The 24,713-nt window shown below is 71.9% G+C and carries 18 protein-coding genes; 14 read left to right on the top strand and 4 right to left on the bottom strand.

What is annotated here, in order from left to right; translation table 11 throughout:
* Positions 1-189: 189 nt before the first annotated feature.
* The 4 genes from ACZ52J_RS07760 to ACZ52J_RS07775 all read left to right on the top strand — a co-directional run bounded on the left by ACZ52J_RS07760 (position 190) and on the right by ACZ52J_RS07775 (position 6,378).
* Positions 190-1,578 carry an FtsW/RodA/SpoVE family cell cycle protein gene (locus ACZ52J_RS07760; protein ID WP_465616664.1) on the top strand — a complete coding sequence of 463 codons (1,389 nt, stop codon included), beginning with the start codon at positions 190-192 and terminating at the stop codon, positions 1,576-1,578.
* Positions 1,578-3,086: a penicillin-binding transpeptidase domain-containing protein gene (locus tag ACZ52J_RS07765; protein WP_465616666.1), complete on the top strand. Its 1,509-nt coding sequence runs from the start codon at positions 1,578-1,580 to the stop codon at positions 3,084-3,086. The genes ACZ52J_RS07760 and ACZ52J_RS07765 overlap by 1 nt, the downstream gene beginning before the upstream one ends.
* A 179-nt stretch (positions 3,087-3,265) precedes the next feature.
* Entirely contained in the window at positions 3,266-4,825 is a 1,560-nt protein-coding gene (locus ACZ52J_RS07770) for an amino acid permease (protein WP_465616668.1), read from the top strand.
* Positions 4,826-4,953: 128 nt separating this feature from the next.
* On the top strand, positions 4,954-6,378 hold the full coding sequence (locus tag ACZ52J_RS07775) for a glycosyltransferase family 87 protein (RefSeq protein WP_465616670.1): 1,425 nt from the start codon (positions 4,954-4,956) through the stop codon (positions 6,376-6,378).
* Between the two features lie 32 nt (positions 6,379-6,410).
* Here the strand turns inward: ACZ52J_RS07775 and ACZ52J_RS07780 are convergent, their stop codons facing one another.
* Entirely contained in the window at positions 6,411-8,174 is a 1,764-nt protein-coding gene (locus ACZ52J_RS07780) for a penicillin-binding transpeptidase domain-containing protein (RefSeq protein ID WP_465616672.1), read from the bottom strand.
* Between the two features lie 229 nt (positions 8,175-8,403).
* The gene (locus tag ACZ52J_RS07785; protein WP_465616674.1) at positions 8,404-10,194 is read right to left on the bottom strand and encodes a dolichyl-phosphate-mannose--protein mannosyltransferase; all 1,791 of its coding nucleotides are present in this window, start codon (positions 10,192-10,194) and stop codon (positions 8,404-8,406) included.
* 96 nt (positions 10,195-10,290) lie between these two features.
* Between ACZ52J_RS07785 and rsmI the strand changes: the two genes are divergently transcribed.
* The 7 genes from rsmI to ACZ52J_RS07820 all read left to right on the top strand — a co-directional run bounded on the left by rsmI (position 10,291) and on the right by ACZ52J_RS07820 (position 18,448).
* Complete coding sequence (gene rsmI / locus ACZ52J_RS07790) at positions 10,291-11,160, top strand: 16S rRNA (cytidine(1402)-2'-O)-methyltransferase (RefSeq protein WP_465616676.1); 870 nt, start codon at positions 10,291-10,293, stop codon at positions 11,158-11,160.
* Positions 11,161-11,396: 236 nt separating this feature from the next.
* Positions 11,397-11,822 carry a hypothetical protein gene (locus tag ACZ52J_RS07795; RefSeq protein WP_360494266.1) on the top strand — a complete coding sequence of 142 codons (426 nt, stop codon included), beginning with the start codon at positions 11,397-11,399 and terminating at the stop codon, positions 11,820-11,822.
* A gap of 148 nt (positions 11,823-11,970) precedes the next feature.
* On the top strand, positions 11,971-13,593 hold the full coding sequence (gene metG / locus ACZ52J_RS07800) for a methionine--tRNA ligase (protein ID WP_465616678.1): 1,623 nt from the start codon (positions 11,971-11,973) through the stop codon (positions 13,591-13,593).
* 1 nt (position 13,594) lies between these two features.
* Positions 13,595-14,473 carry a TatD family hydrolase gene (locus ACZ52J_RS07805; protein ID WP_465616680.1) on the top strand — a complete coding sequence of 293 codons (879 nt, stop codon included), beginning with the start codon at positions 13,595-13,597 and terminating at the stop codon, positions 14,471-14,473.
* Positions 14,474-14,594: 121 nt separating this feature from the next.
* Positions 14,595-15,497: a 16S rRNA (adenine(1518)-N(6)/adenine(1519)-N(6))-dimethyltransferase RsmA gene (gene rsmA / locus ACZ52J_RS07810; protein ID WP_465616682.1), complete on the top strand. Its 903-nt coding sequence runs from the start codon at positions 14,595-14,597 to the stop codon at positions 15,495-15,497.
* A complete protein-coding gene (locus ACZ52J_RS07815; protein WP_465616684.1) occupies positions 15,494-16,411 on the top strand; it encodes a 4-(cytidine 5'-diphospho)-2-C-methyl-D-erythritol kinase in 918 nt (305 codons plus the stop codon). Before rsmA ends, ACZ52J_RS07815 begins: the two co-directional genes overlap by 4 nt.
* Before the next feature lie 204 nt (positions 16,412-16,615).
* Positions 16,616-18,448, top strand: coding sequence for an ABC-F family ATP-binding cassette domain-containing protein (locus tag ACZ52J_RS07820; RefSeq protein WP_465616891.1), 1,833 nt, complete (start codon positions 16,616-16,618; stop codon positions 18,446-18,448).
* A gap of 81 nt (positions 18,449-18,529) precedes the next feature.
* Here ACZ52J_RS07820 and ACZ52J_RS07825 read toward each other — a convergent pair whose 3' ends face one another.
* A complete protein-coding gene (locus ACZ52J_RS07825) occupies positions 18,530-20,446 on the bottom strand; it encodes an FUSC family protein (protein ID WP_465616686.1) in 1,917 nt (638 codons plus the stop codon).
* A gap of 345 nt (positions 20,447-20,791) precedes the next feature.
* Positions 20,792-20,926 carry a hypothetical protein gene (locus ACZ52J_RS07830; protein ID WP_465616688.1) on the bottom strand — a complete coding sequence of 45 codons (135 nt, stop codon included), beginning with the start codon at positions 20,924-20,926 and terminating at the stop codon, positions 20,792-20,794.
* Between the two features lie 104 nt (positions 20,927-21,030).
* Here ACZ52J_RS07830 and ACZ52J_RS07835 point away from each other — a divergent pair, with 104 nt between their 5' ends.
* From ACZ52J_RS07835 to ACZ52J_RS07845, 3 genes are all read left to right on the top strand, one after another.
* Complete coding sequence (locus tag ACZ52J_RS07835) at positions 21,031-21,525, top strand: hypothetical protein (protein ID WP_360494249.1); 495 nt, start codon at positions 21,031-21,033, stop codon at positions 21,523-21,525.
* Between the two features lie 10 nt (positions 21,526-21,535).
* Positions 21,536-23,221, top strand: coding sequence for a WXG100 family type VII secretion target (locus ACZ52J_RS07840; RefSeq protein ID WP_465616690.1), 1,686 nt, complete (start codon positions 21,536-21,538; stop codon positions 23,219-23,221).
* A 99-nt stretch (positions 23,222-23,320) separates the two neighbouring features.
* A complete protein-coding gene (locus ACZ52J_RS07845; protein WP_465616692.1) occupies positions 23,321-24,703 on the top strand; it encodes a S8 family serine peptidase in 1,383 nt (460 codons plus the stop codon).
* The last annotated feature ends 10 nt before the right edge of the window (positions 24,704-24,713 follow it).

Here is a 24,713-nt window from a genome sequence, read left to right on the forward strand (position 1 = left end):
CGCAGGTAACAGTCCATCCACATGGATAGTGCTCGTTAGGGTGACGAACCAGGGTGCCGGCGCCGTCGCCTCGCAACGCCGCCGCCGGCTGACCCTCCCCGCCTGACAGCCGCCCCGATCGGCATCCCCCGGACGGCGGCACCGGGCACCCCGCGACCCCCAGGACGGTCCGTGGCGACACCCTCCGCCGTGACGAGATCCGCCGCCCGGCCGAGTCGGCCGGTGCCGACCAGGCGCACCACCGAGCTCGTCCTGGTGCTCGTCGCCGTCCTGACCGCCGTGTTCGGCTACGTCGAGGTCGGCGTCAACCTGGACGGCACGGCGCCGGCCGACGCGGCCGAGTACGGCGCCGCACTCGGCGTGCTCGCGCTCGCGGCGCACGCCGTCGTCCGGTGGCGGGCCCGGTACGCGGACCCGCTGCTGCTGCCGATCGCGGTGCTGCTGAACGGGATCGGCCTGGTGGTGATCTACCGGCTCGACCGGGCCGCCCCGGGCCGCGCCGCCGCCTCCACCCAGCTGCTCTGGTCCGCCCTGGGGGTGGCGCTGTTCATCGCGGTGGTGCTGCTGGTGCGCGACCACCGGCGGCTGCAGCGCTACGCGTACATCGGGGCCCTGGGGGCGTTGGTCCTGCTGGTGCTGCCGATCTTCTTCCCGCCGGTGTACGGCTCCCGGATCTGGATCGTGATCGGGCCGCTCTCCTTCCAGCCGGGGGAGTTCGCCAAGATCCTGCTGGCGGTCTTCTTCGCCGCCTACCTGGCCGTGCACCGGGACGCGCTGGCGCTGACCGGCCGCCGGGTCCGGCGCCGGCAGCTGCCGCGCGGGCGGGTGATCGGGCCGGTCCTGCTGATCTGGGCGGCCTTCGTCGGCGTGCTGGTGCTGGAGACCGACCTCGGGACCTCACTGCTGTTCTTCGGCCTGTTCGTGGTGATGCTCTACGTGGCCACCGCGCGCACCGGCTGGATCGCGATCGGGCTCGGCCTGGCCGCGGTCGGGGCGGTGACGGTGGGCCGGCTCTCGCCGCACGTGCACAGCCGGGTCGCGGACTGGCTGGACCCGCTGGGCTCGATCGCGGCGGGCCGGGGCGCCAACCAGATCGCCCAGTCGCTGTTCGCCTTCGCCTGGGGCGGCGAGCTCGGCACCGGGCTGGGCAACGGGCACTCGGTGCTGATCGGCTTCGCCGCCAAGTCGGACTTCATCCTCGCCACCATCGGCGAGGAACTCGGCCTGACCGGGCTGATCGCGGTGTTCCTGCTGTACGCGGTGCTGATCTCCCGGGGCTTCCGGACCGGCATCGCGCTGCGCGACCCGTTCGGGCGGCTGCTGGCGATCGGCCTGGCCTCGATCGTCGGGCTGCAGGTGTTCGTGGTCGCGGGCGGGGTGCTGGCGCTGATCCCGCTGACCGGGATGACCATGCCGTTCATCGCCCAGGGCGGCTCCTCGGTGGTCACCAACTGGATCATCGTCGCGCTGCTGGTGCGCATGAGTGACACCGCTCGGCGGTCCCGCATGAGCGATGTCGCTCATCGGTCCCTCATGACTGACACCACTCAGGGCCCCGCGCCCCATGAGGAGGTCTGATGGCGCGCCGACGGCCGAGGGGCAACGGACCGCAGGGACTGCCCGGCATCTCGGTCACCGGGCGCCGCGCGGGCACCTTCTGCCTGCTGCTGGTCGCGGCGCTGTGCGTCCAGGCCACCCGGGTGCAGGTGTTCCAGGCCGACGACCTCGACCACAACAGCGCCAACCAGCGGCTCACCGTCGAGCGGTACGCCCAGCCGCGCGGCGACATCCTCGTCGGCTCGGAGCGGGTGACCGGCTCCGAGCCCACCGGCGGCCGGTACGCGTACAAGCGCAGCTACACCGACGGCCCGACCTACGCGGCCGTCACCGGCTTCGCCTCGCAGGCGTACGGCAACACCCAGCTGGAGGGGACCGAGGACGACCTGCTGACCGGCACCGACGGCCGGCTGGCCGGCTGGGCGATCTGGGACGCCGTCGCCCGCAGGCAGAACCCCGGCGGGGACGTGTACACCACGCTGAACCGGGCGGCCCAGGAAGCTGCGGTGCGCGGGCTCGGCGCGCAGAAGGGCGCGGTCGCCGCGATCGAGCCCGCGACCGGGCGGATCCTGGCGCTCGCCAGCACGCCCTCCTACGACCCCGGCGCCTTCGCCGGCTCCGCCGCCGCCGACCAGGAGGCCTGGAACCGGCTGCAGGCCGACACCGACCAGCCGATGCTCAACCGGGCGCTGCGCCAGACCTACCCACCGGGCTCGACCTTCAAGGTGGTCACCGCCGCGGCCGCGCTCGCGAACGGCGTGGTCACCGACATCGACGCGCCGACCGGGGCGCCCTTCCCGTACGTGCTGCCCGGGACGACCACGCCGCTGGTCAACGACACCCCGGCCTGCGACCGGCCCGGACTGTCGCTGGACGCCGCGATGACCGCCAGCTGCAACAGCGTGCTCGGCTACCTCGGGGTGCGCACCGGCCTGGACCGGATGGTGGCGATGGCCGGGAACTTCGGCTTCAACGACGCGAGGCTGGACATCCCGGTGCGTGCGGCCCGGTCGAACGTCGACACCAGGATGGACGAGTCGCAGCTGGCGCTCTCCTCGATCGGCCAGTTCGACACGGCGGCCACCCCGCTGGTGATGGCGATGGTCGCGGCCGGGGTCGCCAACGACGGGACGGTCATGCGTCCACAGCTTGTGGACAAGCTGACGAAGAGCGATGGCACTGCGGTGCAGCTGATGAAGCCCGCGACGTACCGGCAGGCGATGACGCCGGCGGTGGCCGCGCAGGTGCGCAGGCTGATGACCGACGTGGTGGAGAACGGGACCGGGGGCAACGCCCGGATCGGCGGGGCGGTGGTCGGCGGCAAGACCGGGACGGCCCAGCACGGGGTGGACAACAGCGAGACGCCGTACGCCTGGTTCATCTCCTGGGCCGAGCCGGCCGGCTCGGACGCGGTGCCGCCGGTGGCGGTGGCCGTGGTGGTCGCGGACAGTGACGCCACGGATGTCACGGGTGGCGCCCTGGCCGCGCCGATCGCCCGCTCGGTGATGCGGGCGGTGCTCGGCGGCTGACCCCCCTCGGTGCCGCTGAGCTGCTGCTTTAGCGGCCCGATGGCAGATGCGCCGTTTGCGAAGTGTCCGGTTTGTACAGCGATATGCTCCGTTTCGTACAATGCGCTGATCCGGACTGTTCGTTTGCGACACTGGTGCTTTCGCCGGGTACTGTCCCATCTTTGTTCGGTTGGTCCCTGATGACACCCCCGGGTGTCCCGGGTGGCCGGCCGCCAGGACACCCTCCCCTGCCCAGAAGGACCGCGGTTTTGGCCAGCAACACCATTGGTGCGCGTCTGCTGCGACGCAAGCCCGTCTCGTCACTGATCGCGGAGAGCGAAGGGCGCGACGCCCTTCCGGCCGGCGCGCCCGAGGAGGGTGGACGCTCCGGCATCCACCTGCGCCGCTCGATCGGCCTCTGGCAGCTGTCCGCGATCGGCATCGGCGCCACCATCGGCACCGGCATCTTCTTCGTGCTGAACACCGCGGTGCCCTCGGCCGGCCCGGCCGTCATCCTGTCCTTCGTGATCGCCGCGGTCACCGCCGGACTCACCGCGCTCTGCTACGCCGAGATGGCCTCCGCGATCCCGGTCTCCGGCTCCTCGTACTCCTACGCCTACGCCACCCTCGGCGAGGGCGTGGCCTTCGGCGTCGGCATCTGCCTGCTGATGGAGTACGGCGTCTCGGCCTCCGCGATCGCGGTCAGCTGGGCCGAGTACCTGAACAAGTTCCTCGACCTGGCCTTCGGGTTCAAGATCCCGGAGCAGCTGTCCGGTGCGCCGGACGGCACCCACTGGTTCAACCTGCCCGCGCTGCTGCTGGTCGCGATGGTCTGCGTCCTGCTGATCCGCGGCGTCAGCGAGTCGGTGAAGGTCAACGCGGCCATGGTCGGGATCAAGATCCTCATCCTGCTGCTGTTCATCGGCATCGCGCTCACCGGCTTCCACTCCGGCAACCTGAGCCCGTTCATGCCGCTCGGCATCGGCGGCGTGCAGGTCGCCGCGTCCAGCATCTTCTTCTCCTTCATCGGCCTGGACGCCGTGTCCACCGCCGGCGAGGAGGTCAAGAACCCGCGCCGCACCCTGCCGATGGCGATCATCATCTCGCTGGTGGTGGTGACCCTGCTCTACATCCTGGTCGCCCTGGCCGGCATCGGCGCCCAGCCCTGGCAGAAGTTCGACGGCCAGGAGGCCGGCCTCGCCCAGATCCTCCAGGACATCACCGGCCAGAGCTGGCCCGCGATGGTCTTCGCGGTCGGTGCGATCCTCTCGATCTTCAGCATCACCCTCGTGGTGATCTACGGCCAGACCCGCATCCTGTACTCGATGGGCCGCGACGGCATGCTGCCCAAGCGCTTCGCCGAGCTCTCCCCGCGCACCGGCACCCCGGTCTGGAACACCCTCGTGGTGGGCCTCGGCGTGGGCGCGCTGGCCGCCTTCGTCCCGCTGAACGTCCTGGCCGACATCACCAGCCTCGGGACGCTCATCGCCTTCTCGGTGGTCTCGATCGGCGTGATCGTGCTGCGTCGCACCCAGCCCGACCTGCCGCGCGGCTTCAAGGTGCCCGGCTACCCGGTCGTCCCGCTGGTCAGCGTCGGCTTCTGCGTCTACCTGATCACCGGTCTGCACGCCGACACCTTCCGGGCCGGGGGGATCGCCCTCGCCGTCGCCGTGGTCGTCTACTTCGGCTACAGCATCAAGCACTCGCGGCTGGAGCAGGCAGAGCGGGAGGCCGTCCCGGCGGACCGCACCGCCGGCTGACCGGCAGACGAACCAGACGTGAAGGGCCGCCGACCGGTACGACATCCGGCGGCCCTTTTCGTGCCATCACCCGCCCAGTGCCCGACGCCATGGCGACAGGGCCGGGCCCGCACCCATAACCTTCCACCATGGTGAGCACCCGCACGCCCGGCTTCTCCCGCCCGCGCGGCCGCTTCACCGGCCGCCGCAGAACGCCGGCCCAGTCCATCGCGACCGAGACGTCGTCCAGACCCGGACGACCACCGAGAGGCTTCTCCGTCCGGCCGTTCCCCCGACAGCGTGGCGAGAGCACCTTTCCGCCCACGCCCGATCGACTGAATCCCGCCAAGCTCGCCTCGATGCGGACCGTCCAACTGCTCGGCTGCCTCATCGCGGCCGGCTGGGCCGGAGCCTTCCCGCTCGTCTCCGACCTGGCCAACCAGCGGCTGTGGGGCCTGATCGCGGCCCCCGCCTACCTCCTGGCCGGTCTGCTCTGCCTGACCCTGCCGCGCCGCTTCGCGGCCCACGCCGGCGCCGCCGTCGCCCTCGTCGGCGCCGTCCTCGTACCGCTCGGACTGCTCGCCCTGCACGGCCGCCACCAGTCCGAGGTCATGGTGGTCGAACGATCGGCCCACCTGCTGCTCACCACCGGCGACGCCTACCTGCCCCACCCGGTGGTGGTCACCGACTACAACCCGTACCTGCCGGCGATGGCCCTGTTCGGGCTTCCGCGCCAGCTGCTCGGCGACTCCACCGCCTTCGCCAAGGTCGCCGGGGACGCCCGGATCTGGTTCGCGCTGACCTTCTTCGTCTGCCTGCTGGCCGCCTGGCGGCTGCTGCGGCCCGCCCGCCCCGTCGGCGGCGCCCCGCGCGCGCCCCTGCTGCCGCTGGCCGTCCTCACCGCCTCGCCGCTGATAGCGCTCGCCCTGGCGGTCGGCGGGGTGGACCTGCCGCTGATCGGCGTCTGCTGCCTGGCCATGGCGCTCGCCGAGCGGGACCGCACCGTCGGCGCCGGACTGGTGCTCGCCCTCGCCTGCACCCTGAAGTGGACGGCCTGGCCCGCCCTGCCGGTCGCCGTCCTGCTGCTCTGGCGGCTGTACGGGCGCCGGCCCGCCGCCCGGACCGCGCTGATCGGGGTCGGGGTGAGCGTGGCCGTGATCCTGCCGTCCGTCCTGACCCAGTCGGACGCGCTGCGCGAGCAGGTGGTGCGCTTCCCGCTCGGGATGACCGCGATCCGCACCCCGGCGGGCAGCCCGCTGCCCGGCAAGGTGCTGGCCGGCTTCGGGCCGACCGGGCACGCCATCTCGCTGGCCCTGATGACCGTGGCCCTGATCGCGGTGGCGATCTGGCTGCTGGCCCGGCCGCCGGTCTCCGCGATCGCCGCCGCCGACCTGCTGGCCGCCGGGCTCGCGATCGCCTTCATGCTCGCCCCGGCCGGGCGGTTCGGGTACCTGGCGCTGCCGGTGGTGCTGGTGATCTGGCCCCGGCTGGCGGCCCGGCGCTGGAGCAGCCGGCGCCCGGCGCCACCCGGCCGGGTGCCGGACGTGCCGGAGCCCGCCCTGCCGCGAGGCTGAGAGCGGGCTCCGTACGGGGGACCAGCCGTGGGTCAGTGGCCGGCGGCGGCCTTCAGGAGGGAGGCCACCGCCGGGCCCGCCGCGTCGACGCCGTGGCCGCCGCCCTGGACCTCGGCGGCCACCGCGATGTTGCCGCGGAAGGCGGTGAACCAGCTGTTGGTGGTGGACGCGCCCTGGACCTCGGCGGAGCCGGTCTTGGCGCCCGCGTTGTCGGTGATCCCGGCCATCACGTCCTTGGCCGTGCCGCCGATGGCGGTGGCGTTCATCATCGCGCGCAGCTTGGCGGCGACGTCCGGCGAGATCTGGCGGGCCGCCGCCTGCTGCGGCAGGCCGGCGACCAGGATGGGCTGCTTGAACGCCCCGCTCTGGACGGTCGCGGTGATCGAGGCGATCGCCAGCGGGTTCATCTGGACCTTGCCCTGGCCGATGTAGTTCATGGCCTGCTCGTCCTTGCTGCCCGGCGTCGCCGGCACCTTGCCGTCGGTGTTCGGCAGGCCGGTCTTCCACTCCAGGCCGATGCCGAACACGTCCTTGGCGGTGGAGGACAGCGTCTCCGGCTTGAGGCTGGTCAGGCCCTGGTTGATGAAGGCCGTGTTGCAGGACACCATGAAGTCCTGCTGGAGCGTGTTGTTCGGGAAGGCGCCGGGGAAGTCGTTCGGGATCGCCACCGAGTTGCTGCTCTTCTCCGGGCAGGGCACCACGGTGTCCGGGTTGACCCCGGCCTCCAGCAACGCCGCCGAGGTGACGATCTTCATCGTCGAGCCCGGCGCGAGCAGCCCGGCGAAGGCCCGGTTCTGGCCGTTGGCGGGCGAGTTGGCGAAGGCCAGCACCTGACCGGTGCTCGGCTCGATCGCCACGATGGAGGCGGGCTTGCCGCCCAGGTCGGTCATCGCCTTCTCGGCGGCGGCCTGGACGGTGTTGTCGAGGGTCACCTTGAACGGCTTGCCGGGCTTCGGCTCGACGATGGTGAACAGCTTGTCGGTGGCGCCCTTGCCGGCCGGGTCGCTGATCACCACGGCCTTGCCCGAGTCCTGGTCCTTGGCCGGGTCCGGCGGGAGCAGCTTCTGGGCGTTCTCCTGGATGCTGTTCATCAGCGCCGGGGTGAGCGAGGCGCCCTGCAGCGGCTTGCCGTTGCGGTCCACCACGGTGGACGGCGGGGCGAAGACCTGCTGGACGGCGATGGTCTCGTTGCCGGACAGGTGGGGGTGGATCACCGACGGCGCCCAGTGCACGGCCGGGGTGTTGTCGCTCATCTTCACGACGCCCAGGAAGCCCTGGTAGTCCCAGGCCCGGTTGGTGCCCTCGAACTCGGCACGGGCCTTGAAGCTCATCAGCGTGCCGGTGGGCCCGGGCGTGGCCGAGGCGGACGGCGAGTCGCCGGCGCCCGGGGTGCCGGCCGCGGACGGCGTCGCGGAGGCCCCGGCGGAAGGCTTGGCCGGAGCGGGGGTGCCGGTGGCGGCGGCGAAGACCTGCTGGGTGGTCGGACCGGTCGGGGCGAGCGTCAGCGCGCTCGGCTTCACCTGGTCCCGGAAGGCGGTCAGCGCGGTGGTGGCCGCGGCCGGGTCGTCGGTCAGCGAGGCCGCCTTGGCGATGTCGCCGGCCGCCCAGGCCGCCAGGAAGTCCTTCGCGCCCGACGCCGCCTGGTCGGCCGACGGCGGTTCGGCGACCACCGTACGGGCCTTCTTGCCCCCGGAGTCGGAGTCCGAGCCCATCAGGCTGTACGCGCCGTAGCCGCCGCCCGCGAGGACGGCGATGGACACGCCGGTGATGATGCCGATCTTCGCGCCACTGCGCATGGTGCAGGTCCCCCAGGGGTCTCGCGGCCGGGCGCAACCGGCCGGGGCCGGAAACGCGGTACGCCCCCACCCTAGGCAGGCGGAATCGGTGCGCCGACGAAACGCCCGGGACTTGTGACGGATCTGGTACGTGTCGTGCACCGCATACGGATGATTCGGGGGGACACGGTGTGTGCCGGACCGCGGGCCGGGTGGACCGGCCGTCGGGCCCGGCTGTCGGGCCCCGCCGTCAGATCCAGCTGTTGAACCACATCCGGCGGCGCCAGTCCTCCAGCGGGATGGTCTGGCCGGTGAAGAGCGGGAAGAAGAACAGGAAGTTCCAGACGATCAGCAGCACCAGCAGGCCGGCCGCCGCGGAGCCGATGATCCGGCGGTCCCGGGAGGCGCCGGGCGGGCCGATCAGGGCGCCGACCAGCATCGTCACCGCGAGCACCAGGAACGGGACGAAGACCACCGCGTAGAAGAGGAAGATCGTCCGCTGCTGGTAGGCGAACCACGGCAGGTAGCCCGCGGCCAGGCCGCACAGCAGCGCGCCGGCCCGCCAGTCCCGCCGGAACGCCCAGCGCCACAGGCAGTAGACCAGGGCCACCACGGCCGTCCACCACAGCAGCGGGGTGCCGATGCCCAGCACCTCGCGGGCGCAGTCGGCGGCGGTGCAGCCGGCCTGTCCCAGCTTGGGGGACTCGTAGTAGAAGGAGACCGGTCGGCCCAGCACCAGCCAGGACCACGGGTTCGACTGGTAGGTGTGCGGGTCGCTCAGGTGGGTGTGGAACTCGTAGACCGTCGAGTGGTAGTGCCACAGGGCGCGCAGGCCCTCGGGTATCCACGGGTAGTCGGTGGAACGGCCGACCGCCCAGTCCCGGCCCCAGCCGCCCTTCCCCGGGGCGTTGCTGCTGGCGAACCAGCCCCACCAGGACGCGACGTAGACCGCCAGCGGGACCACGACGACCGACACGAAGGCCGGCGCCACGTCCCGGGCCAGCACCGCGCGGTACGGGCGCGGGGCGCCGGCCAGGCGGCGGGCGCCGACGTCCCAGAGCGCGGTCATCAGGCCGAACGCCGCCATCACGTACAGGCCGCTCCACTTGGTGGCGCAGGTCAGGCCGATGCAGACGCCGGCCGCGATCCGGTACGGGCGCCAGCCCAGGCCCAGCCGCTGGGCGAGCTCCGGGTTCTCGACCCCGCCCAGCTTCTCGGCCAGCAGCGCCCGGGTGCGGTCGCGGTCCAGCAACAGGAAGCCGAAGGCGGCGACGATCCAGAACATCACCACCAGGTCGAGCAGGGCGGCCCGACTGAGGACCAGGTGCAGGCCGTCCACCGAGAGCAGCAGGCCGGCCACGCAGCCCAGCAGGGTCGAGCGGAACATCCGGCGGGCGATCCGGGCCAGCATCAGCACCGACAGCGTGCCGAGCAGGGCCACCGCGAAGCGCCAGCCGAAGGGGTTCATGCCGAACAGCTGCTCGCCCGCACCGATGATCCACTTGCCCACCGGCGGATGGACCACGTACGAGGCGGCCGACCGGTACGGGACGGCCGCGCCGGGCGTCATGATCGTCGCGTTGGCCTCCTCCGGCCAGCTGATCTCGTAGCCGCCGTGCCAGAGCGCGTAGGCGTCCTTGGCGTAGTACGTCTCGTCGAAGATGATCGCGTGCGGCTGGCCGAGGTTGGTGAACCGCAGGATCCCGGCGAACACCGCGACCGCGACCGGGCCCAGCCAGCCGGACCAGCGGCACAGGAAGTACCACAGGCCCTGCGGCAGCGAGACGCCCAGGCGCAGCAGCAGCGGCGACTGCGGCACGTCGCGCGGGGTCACCCGGGGGCCGTCCGGCATCGGCGGCACCAGGCGCTCGGCCAGCGGCGCGGTCGGGCGGGCGCGGTAGCCGTGCGCGGCCAGGCGCTCGCGCCAGGCCGGGGGTGCGGTCCGGGGTGAGCGGGGAGACGGCAGAACGACGCCGCCCCGCGCGGAGTGGTCCGTACCAGTGGGCGTCTGCGCCGCCGTGTCGCCGTTCATCCGCCACATCGTAGGGGCGCCCTTCGTACGCGTGTCCGCTCCCTCGGAAGCTGCCCGAATCGTCACCAAAAGCCCCCGGCGGCCGCAGCTGGAAGGATGGGGCCCGTGACAGGAGTACTCGTTCTCGCAGGCACCCCCATCGGCGACGTCTCGGACGCCCCGCCCCGACTGGTCCACGAACTGGCGACGGCGGACGTCATCGCCGCCGAGGACACCCGGCGGCTGCGCCGGCTCACCCAGGCACTCGGGGTGACCCCGGCGGGCCGGGTCGTCTCGTACTTCGAGGGCAACGAGGTCGGCCGCACCCCCGAACTGGTCGAGGCGCTGCTCGGCGGCGCCCGGGTGCTGCTGGTCACCGACGCCGGCATGCCCTCGGTCTCCGACCCCGGCTACCGGCTGGTCGCCGCGGCCGTCGCGGCGGACCTCAAGGTCACCGCGGTGCCCGGGCCGTCCGCGGTGCTCACCGCGCTCGCGCTGTCCGGCCTGCCGGTCGACCGCTTCACCTTCGAGGGCTTCCTGCCGCGCAAGACCGGCGACCGGGCCCGACAGCTCGCCTCGATCGCCGCCGAGCCGCGCACCATGGTCTTCTTCGAGGCGCCGCACCGGATCGCCGAGGCGCTGACCGCGATGGCCGAGGCGTTCGGGCCGGAGCGCCCCGCCGCCGTCTGCCGCGAGCTGACCAAGACCTACGAGGAGGTCAAGCGCGGGCCGATCGGCGAGCTGGCGGCCTGGGCCGCGGAGGGCGTCAGGGGCGAGATCACCGTCGTCGTCGCAGGCGCCCCGCCGGCCGCGCCGCAGGAACTGACCCCGGCCGAGCTGGCCCGGCTGGTGGCCGTGCGCGAGGAGGCGGGGGAGCGGCGCAAGGAGGCCATCGCGGCGGTCGCGGCGGAGCTCTCGCTGCCCAAGCGGGAGGTCTTCGACGCGGTCGTGGCGGCCAAGAGGGAAGGCTCGGCCGAGGGCCTGAAAAAGGGGTGAATTCCCGGGGGTTGCGTTGCGCACGGGGAGTCGTACCTTGGAGGGAAGGCCCCGGTAAACACCCGCTGAGCTGAAGTTTCGGTCGCGGTTTTCGGTCCGGGGGAGGCCCTTCGTATAGGGCTTCCCAATCCGCATCCAAGTCTTCACAAGTGGGGCATCGGCCGGGGCGGTCCGGGCATTTCCTGGAATGGAAAGACCCAGCCGGGCGAGCGCCCGGCGGGCGCTGGGAGACGGCTATGAGCGACATTGTCGGTAACCCCCGCGGTGGCAACGCGCTGAGCACGGCCGGACTGGCCGGGCGGGCGCACACTCCCGTCGAGACCGTCCGGGAGGCCTACTCCTTCGCGTGCCTGCGCTGCGGGTACGGCTGGGAGCAGGCGTACGACATCGAGCACCACGTGTCCAAGGACGGGCACGTCGTGTTCGAGTACCACGCCAACGGTGTCCGGGTGCCGTCCCCGCTGCTCAAGCCGACCTGCCCCGGGTGCGGTGGCCACACCGTCCGGATCATGCGCGAGGGCCGGGTGGCCTCCGCCGACCGGCCCTCGCACCACGCCCCCGGCTACCCGGCGCACGCCGAGCCGGCCGGGCCGCCCCCGGTGCCCGCGCCCGCCAAGCCGCGCGGACGCTGGGCCCGGTTCTGGTCGCGGCTGCTGGGCTGACCCCGGAGGCCGGCGGGCCGACCCCGGAGGCTGCCGCGCTGATACCGGAGGGCGCGGGGCTGACACCGGAGGACGCGGGAAGGGCCGCCCCCGGCCGGGACACAACTCGGTCGAGGACGGCCCGCGTCCCCGACTAAGCTTTCCGACCATGGCGGCCACTGCAGACCACAGCACCACCGGGACGAACGCCCCGGCGTACTACGTTTCCACCCCGATCTACTACGTCAACGATCGCCCCCACCTGGGCCACGCGTACACCACCGTGGCGGGCGACGTCCTCACCCGCTGGCACCGCCAGCGCGGTGAGAAGGTGTGGTACCTGACCGGCACCGACGAACACGGTCAGAAGATCCTGCGGACCGCCGAGGCGAACGGCGTCAGCCCGCAGGAGTGGTGCGACAAGCTGGTCGAGGAAGCCTGGAAGCCGCTCTGGGAGCACCTGGAGATCGCCAACGACGACTTCATCCGCACCACCCAGCAGCGGCACACCGACCGCGTGCAGGAGTTCGTCCAGGACCTGTACGACAAGGGCGAGATCTACAAGGGCGGCTACTCCGGCCCGTACTGCGTCGGCTGTGAGGAGTACAAGCTCCCCAACGAGCTGCTCGACGGCGCGAGCGAGGACGAGAAGCTCTGCCCGATCCACAAGAAGCCGGTGGAGTGGCTGGAGGAGGAGAACTACTTCTTCCGCCTGTCGGCCTACGGCGAGAAGCTGCTGGAGTTCTACGCCGAGAACCCCGGCTTCATCGCCCCCGAAACCGCCCGCAACGAGGTGCTGCGCTTCGTCGAGCAGGGCCTGCAGGACCTCTCGATCTCCCGCTCCACCTTCAACTGGGGCGTGCCGCTTCCCTGGGACGAGAAGCACGTCCTCTACGTGTGGGTCGACGCGCTGCAGAACTACATCACCGCAGCCGGCTACGGCAGCGACCCGGAGCGCTTCGCCGAGCTGTGGCCGGCCTCCGTCCACCTGGTCGGCAAGGACATCCTCCGCTTCCACGCGGTCATCTGGCCCGCCATGCTGATGGCCGCCGGCCTGCCGCTGCCCAAGCGGGTCGTGGCCAACGGCTGGCTGATGGTCGGCGGCGAGAAGATGTCCAAGTCCAACCTGACCGGCATCGCGCCCACCGACCTGACCTCGCACTTCGGCGTGGACGCGTACCGCTACTACTTCCTGCGGGCGATCCCGTTCGGCACGGACGGCTCGTTCTCCTGGGAGGACTTCACCGCCCGCTACACCTCCGAACTCGCCAACGACTTCGGCAACCTGGCCTCCCGGGTCGCCGCGATGGTCGGCAAGTACTTCGACGGGGTGCTGCCCGCGGCCACCGCGCCCGGCGACGCCGAGCAGGCCGTCGCCGACGGGCTGACCAAGGCCGTCGCGACGGCCGACCGGAAGATCGGCGAGGAGCTGGACTTCGCCGGCGGCCTCGCGGCGATCTTCGAGTTCGTCAAGCAGGTCAACGGCTACATCACCGAGCAGGAGCCCTGGAAGGTCGCCAAGGACGAATCGGCGGAGGGCCGGGCGCGCCTCGCGACCATCCTCTACACCGCCGCCGAGTCGCTGCGCGCCACCGCCGTCCTCCTCAACCCGGTGATGCCGACCACCGCCGAGAAGCTGTGGGACTCGCTGGGCGCCGAAGCCGCCGGGCTGGGCGCGCTGCCCGCGCAGACCATCGCCACCGTGGCCGACTGGGGCCGGCTGCCCGCCGGTGCCACCGTCACCAAGGGCGAGATCCTCTTCCCGCGCCTCGAAGAGAAGCCGGCCGCCTGACATGGCCGCCAAGGACGACGACCGGTCGACCCCGCCGCCGCTGCCGCAACCCCTGGCAGTGGCGGTGGCCGACTCGCACACCCACCTCGACATGCAGTCCGGCACCCCGGCCGAAGGCCTGGCCCGAGCCGCCTCCGTCGGTGTCGCCACGGTGGTCCAGGTGGGCTGCGACGTGCCCGGTTCGCGCTGGGCCGCCGAGCTGGCGGCCCAGTACGAGCAGGTGCACGCGGCCGTCGCCCTGCACCCGAACGAGGCGCCGCGGATCTTCCTCGGCGACGCGGACGGCTGGTCCGGTCAGCAGCGCAAGGCCGGCGGCGCCGCCGCCCTGGACGAGGCACTCGCCGAGATCGACCGGCTCGCCGCCCTGCCGCAGGTACGGGCGGTCGGCGAGACCGGGCTGGACTACTTCCGCACCGGGCCGGAAGGCGTCGAGATCCAGAAGGAGTCGTTCCGCCGCCACATCGAGATGGCCAAGCGGCACGGCAAGGCCCTGGTCATCCACGACCGCGACGCCCACGAGGACGTCATCGCCGTCCTGCTGGCGGAAGGCGCCCCGGAACGGACCGTCTTCCACTGCTACTCCGGCGACGCCGACATGGCCAAGACCTGCGCCCGGCACGGCTGGTACCTCTCCTTCGCCGGCCCGGTCACCTTCAAGGCCAACCAGCCGCTGCGGGACGCGCTGCTCGCCACCCCGCTCGACCGGATCCTGGTCGAGACCGACGCCCCCTTCCTCACCCCGCACCCCTACCGCGGCCGGCCCAACGCCCCGTACCTGATCCCGGTCACGGTGCGCTCGATGGCCGCCACCCTGGGGCTGCACGAGGACGAGCTGTCGGCGGCCATCGCGGAGAACACGGCGCGGGCCTTCGGGTACTGAGCGTTCGGTCGGAGTCGCCGGTCGGAGTCGCCGGTCGGCGGGGCGGTCGGCGGGCCGGTCGGAGCGCCCGGTCGGGTCCGGCGCGTCGGGGCCGGCGCCCGCGCGCCCGTATCCTTGGCGCGTGAGCACCACCGACCCCACCCCTGACAGCCACCTGCTGGGCGCCGCCGACATCCGGGAGCTGGCGGCCGCGTTCGGCGTGAAGCCGACCAAGCAGCGCGGGCAGAACTTCGTCATCGACGGCAACACCGTGCGGCGGATCGTCCGGGCCGCCGGGGTGACGGAGCAGGACGCGGTGGTGGAGGTCGGGCCGGGGCTCGGCTCGCTGACGCTCGCGCTGCTCGAGGTGGCGCGGCACGTGACGGCGGTCGAGATCGACCCGGTGCTGGCGCAGCACCTGCCGGACACCGTCGCGGCCCGGATGCCGGGCAAGGCCGACGCCTTCGACCTGGTCTTCAGCGACGCCATGGAGGTCACCGAGCTGCCCGGGCCGGCGCCCACCGCGCTGGTCGCCAACCTCCCGTACAACGTGGCCGTGCCCGTCCTGCTGCACATGCTGGCGACCTTCCCCAGCATCGAGCGGACCCTGGTGATGGTGCAGAGCGAGGTCGCCGACCGGCTCGCCGCCAAGCCGGGCAACAAGGTGTACGGCGTCCCGTCGGTCAAGGCCAACTGGTACGCCGACGTGAAGCGGGCCGGCGCCATCGGACGGAACGTGTTCTGGCCCGCCCCCAACGTCGACTCCGGGCTCGTCTCCCTGGTCCGCCACGAGCCGCCGAAGACCACCGCCAGCCGCACCGAGGTGTTCGCGGTCGTCGACGCCGCGTTCGCCCAGCGGCGCAAGACCCTGCGCGCCGCCCTGGCCGGCTGGGCCGGCTCCGCCGCCGGGGCCGAGCAGGCGCTCGCCGCCGCCGGGATCGACCACAAGCTGCGCGGCGAGATGCTGACGGTCGAGCAGTTCGCCGCGATCGCCGAGCACAAGCCGAAGGCGGGCGAGGACAAGCCGAAGGCAGGCGACGAGTGATCACCGTACGGGTGCCGGCCAAGGTCAACGTCCAGCTGGGGGTCGGCGGGCTGCGCGCCGACGGCTTCCACGACCTGGCCAACGTCTTCTTCGCCGTCGCCCTCGGCGACGAGGTCACCGCCACCCCGGGGCAGGGCGTCACCCTGACCTGCTCCGGACCGGACGCCGCCGCCGTCCCGCTCGACGACAGCAACCTCGCCGCCCGCGCCGCCCGCCTCCTCGCCGCCCACCACGGCATCGCCGACCCGGGCGTACACCTGCACATCGCCAAGGCCATCCCGGTCGCCGGCGGCATGGCCGGCGGCAGCGCCGACGGCGCCGCGGCACTGGTCGCCTGCGACGCGCTGTGGCAGCTGGACACCCCGCTCGGCACCCTGCTGGAGCTGGCCGCGGAGCTGGGATCGGACGTGCCGTTCGCCCTGCTCGGCGGCGTCGCGCTCGGCCGCGGCCGGGGCGAGATCCTCGAACCGCTGGCCGTCGAAGGCACCTTCCACTGGGTCTTCGCGGTCGCCGACGGCGGCCTGTCCACCCCCGCCGTCTTCCGCGAGTGCGACCGGCTGCGCGACGAGGCCGGCACCGGCTCCAGCGACACCGACGTCCCCACCCCCGACGCCGACCAGGCCCTGCTCGCCGCACTCGCCGAAGGCGACGCCGTCGCCCTGGCCGACGCGCTCGCCAACGACCTCCAGCCCGCCGCGCTCTCGCTGCGCCCCGCACTCGCGGACACCCTGCGGGCCGGCACCGAGGCGGGCGCCCTCGGCGCGCTGGTCTCCGGCTCCGGGCCGACCTGCGCCTTCCTCACCAAGGACGCCGACGCGGCCGCCGCCGTCGCCCAGGCCCTGCGGGCCTCCGGTACCTGCCGGACGGCGCACGCGACGTACGGGCCGGTGCCGGGGGCCGCGGTCCAAATGTAAGGCGCTGCCCTTGTGGTGGCGCCGTGCCGCGTCGCCCGGCGCGGCGCCGCGGGAGCAGTGCGGTGCTGCGCCGTGGGACGGTGCCGCGGGAGCAGTGCGGTGAGGGTGTCGCCGCTGGCGCATTAGGCTGGGGAGATCGGGGTGTCCCCGAGACAGGGGCGGCGGGCCGCCCCCGCGACCGCCGAACCCTGGAGCGCAGCACACGTGGCCGTCAACCTCGCCACCATCGAGTCCGTCACGAAGGTCTACGGCACCCGCACCCTGCTGGACGCGGTCAGCCTCGGCGTCAGCGAGGGCGACCGGATCGGCGTCGTCGGCCGCAACGGCGACGGCAAGACCACCCTCATCCGGATGCTCGCCAAGCTGGAGGAACCCGACAGCGGCCGCATCACCTGGAACGGCGGCCTCGAGCCGGCCGTCCTCACCCAGCACGATTCGCTCGACCCGAAGGCCACCATCCGGCACGAGGTGATCGCCGACCGGGCCGACCACGAGTGGCTCGGCGACGCCCGGATCCGCGACATCATCGAAGGCCTCTTCGGCGGCCTCGACCTGCCCGGCTTCGCCGACGGCCTCGACACCGTCATCGGCCCGCTCTCCGGTGGCGAACGCCGCCGGATCGCCCTCGCCAAGCTGCTGCTCGGCTCACCCGAGCTGATCATCCTGGACGAGCCCACCAACCACCTCGACGTCGAGGGCATCAACTGGCTCGCCGAACACCTGCAGAAGCGCCGCTCCGCGCTGGTCTGCGTCACCCACGACCGCTGGTTCCTCGACCAGGTCAGCACCCGTATGTGGGACGTCCAGCAGGGCGAGGTGCACGAGTACGAAGGCGGCTACTCCGACTACGTCTTCGCCCGCGCCGAACGCTCCCGGATCGAGGCCGTCGAAGAGCAGAAGCGCCAGAACCTGGCCCGCAAGGAACTCGCCTGGCTGCGCCGCGGCGCCCCCGCCCGCACCTCCAAGCCGCGCTACCGCATCGAGGCGGCCAACGCGCTGATCGCCGACGTGCCGGACCCGCGTGACAAGTCCGAGCTGATGAAGTTCGCCAACGCGCGCCTCGGCAAGACCGTCTTCGAGCTGGAAGACGTCACCGTCAAGGCCGGCCCGAAGCTCCTGCTGGAGAACCTCACCTGGCAGCTCGGCCCCGGCGACCGGATCGGCCTGCTCGGCGTCAACGGCGCCGGCAAGACCTCGCTGCTGCGCGCCATGCGCGACGCGTACGCGAGCGAGGGCGACGTGCAGCCCGCGTCCGGCCTCATCAAGGTCGGCAAGACCGTGCGGCTCGCCTACCTGTCCCAGGAAGTCGTCGAGCTCGACCCGACGACCCGGGTGCTGCAGGCCGTCGAACAGGTCCGCTCGCGCGTCGACCTCGGCAAGGGCCGGGAGATGAGCGCCGGCCAGCTGTGCGAACAGTTCGGCTTCGGCAAGGACAAGCAGTGGACGCCGGTCGGCGACCTGTCCGGCGGCGAGCGCCGCCGCCTCCAGCTGCTGCGGCTCCTGATGGACGAGCCCAACGTGCTGTTCCTGGACGAGCCGACCAACGACCTGGACATCGAGACGCTCAACCAGCTCGAAGACCTGCTCGACGGCTGGCCCGGCTCGATGATCGTCATCAGCCACGACCGCTTCTTCATCGAGCGCACCACGGACGTCGTCCACGCGCTGCTCGGCGACAAGAAGATGCGGATGCTGCCGAACGGTGTGGACGAGTACTTGGAGCGGCGGGCACGGATGGCCGCCCAGGCCGCCGCCGTCGCCGCCCAGGCCGCTCCTGCCGCGGCCTCGTCGGCCGCCGGGGCCGACGCCGCTTCCGGGCTGTCCGGCGGCGACCTGCGCGCCGCCAAGAAGGAGATGCAGAAGCTGGAGCGGCAGATCGCCAAGCTGGACCAGAAGGAATCCAAGCTGCACGCCCAACTCGCCGAGCACGCCGCCGACTTCTCCAAGGTCGCCGAACTGGACACGCAGCTGCGCGCGGTCCGGGAGGAGAAGGAGGAGCTGGAGCTGAGCTGGCTGGAGCTGGCCGAGCACGTCTGACCTCGCGGTTCGGCGCCGGTCGCGGTTCGGCGCCGGTCGGGGTTCGGTGCCGGTCGCGGCGCGGCGCCGGTCGGGGTTCGGCTAGTCGCTCGCCAGAAGCGTTTCGAGTTCGTCCGCCGCACGGCCCAGCGCGCTGAGCGTGGGGTCGTGCGGCGTGGTCGGGCGATCCGTCGGTGCGGTTGGTCCGCTCGGCGCGGTCGGGTCGTCCGACGGTGCGGCCGGCGGACGGTGCGCGCGGGCAGCGGCGGTCAATTCGTCCAGCGCCCGGCGGACCCGATCGACCTCAGCCGGATCCGGCACCCGGCCGCCGAACCGGATCTGCGCCGCGAACGCCGCCACCGCACCACCCAGCCGCTCCAGCGCCGCCGTCGCCGGCAGCCACCGCTCGGCCGGCCGACCCAAGGGCGGCGGCTCGACCAGCCCCTGCCGCACCTCCTGCCGGGCATCCGCCAACGCCCGGTAAGCCGTCCGGCGCAGCCACACCTGGGCCCGATCGGCGCGACCGGCAGCCACCGCGTCGAGATAGGCCCGCAACGCCGTCGTCGCCTCCACCAGCCGGGGCTCGATCCGATGGCGCGGGCGCTCCGGCCACAACAGGTACCCGAAGAGCAGGACGATCGCACTGGCCACGACCGAGTCCAGGACGCGAGGCCAGAACTCCGCCGCACCGCTCCCGCCGCCGAGTTGCAGCAGGACCAGCGCCATCGGCGTCATCACCACGGTGTTCAGCCCGTAGTGCGCCGCCGTGGCATACGGCAACAGGGCCACGCACAGCACGGCCACAGCGGTCAGCGCCCACTCCTCGGTGGTCAACACCAGCAGCGCCGCCGCCACCGCCACCCCCAGCACCGTGCCCACCGAACGGCTCACCGCCCGCAGAAACACCGAACCGAGATCCGGCTTCAGGACGAAAGCGATCGTCATCGGCACCCAGTAGCCCTTGCTGAGCGGATAGTTGGCCGTCACCGCCGAGCCGACCGCGATACACAGCGCGACACGCAGCCCGTACCGGACCGACGCCCCCGACAACAGCCGCACCCGCAGCACCTGCAGTTGTCGGCGCACGGGCGCGGGCGCGACATCGAGCCGCGCGTCACGGCCGGCCACCCAATCGGCAGCGGCCCGCAGAGCCACGTCCAAGGCCTGCCGGGCCGGCGTATCCGGCCGCCACCCGGGAACCGCGACCTCACCGCCACCCCGTCGCACGGCAGCCGCCAGACGACCCGGCACCCCGGCGACCTCCGGCGGCACCGGGCGCCGCGCCCACAACAGGCCAGTCGCCGCCTCGGTGACCGCCAGAGCGGCCTCGTACCCGCGAGCGACAGAAGGGCTCCCGCCAGGGAGGAGATCCTGCAGCTGGTTCAGACAGGCCGTCAACGCCTGGCGCGAGGCAGCCGCCCGCGACGTGCCCACGTCGGCCAAGGTACGGCCCAGCGCCTCGTACACGGCAGCCAGCGCCCGACTGCGCGGATCAGCCCCCGGCCGGCCCGGCACCCCCACCGGCAACCCCAGCAACACCACCGACCCCGCACCGACCAACACCATCGGCGCCGCCGCCCACCACGGCCCCGGCAGCGGCATCCCGCTCCCCAACGCGGCCGACACCAACAGCAACAACCCCGCCGCCGACCCACGCGGACCCGTCGCACTCACAACCCCGGAAACGAAACCGGTCAACGTCAGCGCGGCCCCCAGAACGAGGCCGTCCGCATCGGCCCGCTGAAGACCCGTACCGACCAGCATGCCCAGCGCGGAAGCCGACACCGCGACCCCGATCCGCCCCGCCCGCAGCCACGACGGCTCAACCCGATCGTTCATCGTCGCGTGCATCGCACCGAGCCCCGCGAACACCCCCAGATCCAGCCGATGCACCGACAAGCCCACCACCAACGGCACCGCCACACCCACCGCCGCCCGGGCCATCAACACCCACGGCAACGGCGACCACACCGGCCGCGCGGCACGAGCCCACCAGGGAACGGCCTTCGGAGAACCCATGCGAACACGTCCGTCCTGCGGCCTTGAGTCGCTGCTGTGCGACATTGCGCGGCAGATGGGGCGTACCGGGTCAGTCTACCCAGCGGCCGGGACGGCAGGCTGTACGTGTCAAGTTCGTACCGATCGCGTACGGGCCGGCCAAGGTCCCTGCCAGTCCGACAGGGGTGGTGGCTACGATGACGGAGGCGAAAACCGCCCACAGGGCGGTCGGTTCGCCGACCAGAACGGTACGACGACGGCACGACCCAGAAGTTGACGGTGTGTTGCGGCACGGACCACCCGGGACGCCCCGGGCAGCCGGCCGTACGGGGGAGAGGTGAACTGCTGTGGCAGACAAGAGTGCATCTAGTTCGGGGACGCCAACCCCTTCGGCGAGCCCTTCGGCCAGTCCGACTCCGAGTCCATCGGCGACTCCTTCACCGAGTCCTTCGCCCAGCCCGTCTCCGAGTCCTGCACCGAGTCCTTCGGCGAGTCCTGCACCGAGTCCTTCGGCAAGCCCTTCGCCCAGCCCGGCTCCGAGTACTTCGGCAGACCCCTCGGCTACCGACCCGAACAGCCCGGCGCCGCCGGACGACACGCCGTTCATGCTGAGCGACCCGTTCGGACCATTCGGGTTCGGGTTCAACCGGGTCGTCAGCACCGTGCAGACGAACTTCAGCGCCAACGACCTGGTGTCGGCCTTCGGCAAGCAGGACGTCAAGGTGGAGCTGCAGACGCTCTCCGCCTTCGCCGCCAAGGTCGAGGCGCTGCTCGCCGCGATGGAGGGATCGGCGGCTGCGCCGTACAAGCTCGAAGAGCAGAAGGTGGAAACCGCGCACTTTGCCAGCGCGAAGTTCGACGAGGCGACGGCCCTGACGACCGCCTACGGCAAGGTCCACACTCAGCTCGTCAAGTTCCACAAGGACTTCGTCAAGCAGGTCCAGGCGATGCAGGAAGCCGTCGCGACGACGCACGGCAACTACTCGACCAACGAGGACAACACGACCGCCGACCAGAACGCGGTCGCGAAGAATACGGGCGGGACCTCGCCGACGGCGGGATCGAACGGGTCGGCTCCGAGGTCCAACGCAGGCCTCTGACGGCGGGACGATGGGCCACAAACGGGGAGACGGGGAAGAGGCCATGGCAGGCGAATCCAAATACAACGACATGAAGCATCCCGCCCTCAGGGCGATGGTCGACAAGACAATGCCCGATGTGGTGCTGAGGCGGGCTGCTCAGCTTCAGGACGCTGGTCGCGTACTGGGGGAACTCAGCACCGCTCTCCAGTCACACCTCGGCCAGGTCCACTGGGAAGGGCCGGCGGCAGAGAACTTCAAGACCTGGGTGGGAAACCTCTACAAGTCCGCAGACATCATTGGTCAGCACTCGACGACCGCCGGTGGCGCGATGACCCAGGCCGGTGAAGCACTCAGCACGGCCAAGGTCGCGATGCCCCAGCTTCCGGCAGATGCGATGAAGGTGGTCGCCAAGTATGAGGGGCAGACCGTTCCCGCAGGTGTGGAGGCCAAGCTCGCCGTCGGCCAGACGGTCGACAGCTACATGAAGGGCCTTCCGGGCAGTCAGGACTGGGTGAGCTCGGCCGAGTACACACAGGCCAAGGCGACGGTCGAGAAGGAGCGGCAGGAAGCCGCGCATCAGGTGGAGAACCTGGCTCAGGCTTACAGCGCAGCGACGGCGACCCTGAACGGGATCCCCGACGATGTGACGCTGCCGGGGACGCCTGAGACCAACCAGAGCAGTTCCTCCTCGGCATCGAGTGGTGGTGCTGGTGGAGGCGGTGGCAGTTACGGCGGTTCCCACCGCAGCTCGTATTCGGGCGGCGGAAGCGTTGGAGGTGGCCACAACCCGTCCGGCGGCAGCTACGGCGGCGGCTCGGTCACCCCGTACAACCCGGGATCGGGGTCCACTGGTCCGTCCGGCCCGGGCCACACCACCCCGACCCCTCCGTACAGCGGAGGCCAGGTTCCGCCCCCGCCGCAGGACCCGGGCTCCTCGATCCCGCCGTCCCACCCGTCGGACCCGGTCAACCGTCCGGGCACCGGCCTGGACAGCCTGCCGACCGCGCCGACTCAGACCGGCCCGTCCGGCCCCGGCGGTGGCCCCCTGCCGACTGGCGGGCCGACCACCACCCCGACCTACCCGAGCGGCCCCAACGGCCCCGGTGGCGGGCCCAACGGCCCCGGTGGGGGTCCGATGCCTGGCTTCCCGGTCGGGCCTGGTGGCGGTTCGGTTCAGGCCAAGGGCGGTGGCCCCGGCTACCTCCCTGGCAAGGGTGGCAGCGTCAGCCCTCGCACGCCGTTGGCCGGCCAGACTCCGGGCAAGAGCGGGACTCCGGGGCTTCCCTCCGGGACGGTCTTCGGCCCTCGCGAAGCGGGGCCGGGCGGCGGCCGGGTCGGCGGACAGAACAGTGCGAACGGCATGGGCATGCACCCCGGCATGGGAGGCGGCCACGGCGGCGCCGTCGGTGCGGGCGGCAGCTCGCGTGGCCGGGGCCTGGCCTCGACCACCGGTGGCGCGGTCGGCGGCCGCAAGGGACCGACAGCCGGTGGAGAGTTCACCCCGGGCGGCACGGGCCTGCGCAACCGCGCCGCCGCAGCGGGAGCCGCCGAGGGCGGTGCCCGGCCCGGGCAGAACGGCATGATGGCCCCAGGTGCGGCGGGCCACGGTAGCCGGAAGGAACGGGACCGCCGCAACCGCGCGGACTACCTTCACGAGGACGAGGAGACCTGGACGAGCGGTACGCCGCACAGCAACCCGGACGTGGTTGAGTAGGACGGCAACGACTGCCCGGCCACTGGGCTCTCCCAGTGGCCGGGCAGGCTTGTTCGGGGCACGCTTCCCGGTCGGTCGAGAAAGTGACGAGGAGTTGTGATGGGGCGGACGAACACGCGCATGCGTTGGCGCGCGGCAGCTGCGGCGCTTCTGGCGGCGGGAGTCGTGGTCGGCCCGGTCGCAGCACCGGCGGTTGCGGACGAATCGGTCCGCGCGCGGCAATGGCACCTGGATGCCATGCACGCTCCGGAAATGTGGAAGGATTCCACGGGGCAGGGGATTACTGTCGCGGTGATCGACGGAGGGTTCAGGCTGAACCACCCTGATCTGATCGGGCAGTTCCTATCGGGCAAGGATTTCAGCGGCAGCCCTGGTGGCGTTGGAGCATTCAGTGATGGACACGGTACGGAGATCTCCAGCCTGATTGCGGGCACCGGAAAGGGTGTCGGGGGAACGGGCGCTTACGGGCTGGCTCCGGGGGTGAAGATTCTCCCGCTCAAGATCAATAATGGATCTGTCGGTACCGTTATCTCCAGCGACTTCCTGGATCAGATCGGACAGGCCGTCAACTATGCGGTCGACCAGGGCGCAAAGATCGTCAACATCTCGCAGGGGATGGCTGCGGTGACGACTTCCCCCAGTGACGTGTCCAAGCTGAACAATATTCTCGCTACGGCGCGATCCAAGGGTGTTCTGGTCGTGTCCAGTGTCGGGAATAAGGCGCAATCCGGAAACCTGGTGTCGTACCCGGGTGGGCTGCCCAACGTCGTGGGTGTAGGAGCCATTGATCGTCAAGGGACCGTTACGGCTGAATCGGAAACCGGTCCTCACGTCGCCCTGGTCGCGCCGGGTGATGAAATTCTCGCAGCTTGCACCTCGGAAACCGAATATTGCAAGAGCCATGGGACGTCGGATGCGGCGGCCTTGGTTTCCGCTTCGGCGGCGCTGGTTTGGGCCGTCCACAAGGACTGGACGGCGGACCAGATTCTGCGGGTGCTCATCAACACCGCAGGCAGGCCGAATGGCGGGAACAGTCGCACGGATGATGCAGGGTGGGGCGCGGTTCGGCCGCGTATCGCGCTGACTGACCCCGGTGATCCTGGTCCGGCGGATGTGTCGCCGCTCCCGGCTGACGCGGCTTCGCCTTCGGCCGCGCCGTCGGCTTCGGCGAGTGCGTCCGCGCCTGCGTCGTCGGCGCCGAGCCCGGCTGCGAGTCCGACGGATGTAGCGGTTGGTGCGCCGTCGGTGCAGCCGAAGGCTGATGGGTCGTCCGGGTCGGGCGGCGTGCTTCCGGTTGTGGCTGGGGTGGTGGCCGGGTTGGTGTTGGTGGCTGGGGTGGTGTTCGTGGTGGTGCGGCGGCGGAAGTCGGCTGGGGAGCCCGGGGTTCAGGTGCCGACGGTGCCGGTGCAGCAGCCGATGCCGCCGGTTCCGCCGTCGTATCAGCCGCCGGTGCCTCCGGGGGACAACCCGTACGCGAAGTAGTTCAGGCCGT

Source organism: Kitasatospora sp. NPDC034035 (genome assembly GCF_055575755.1).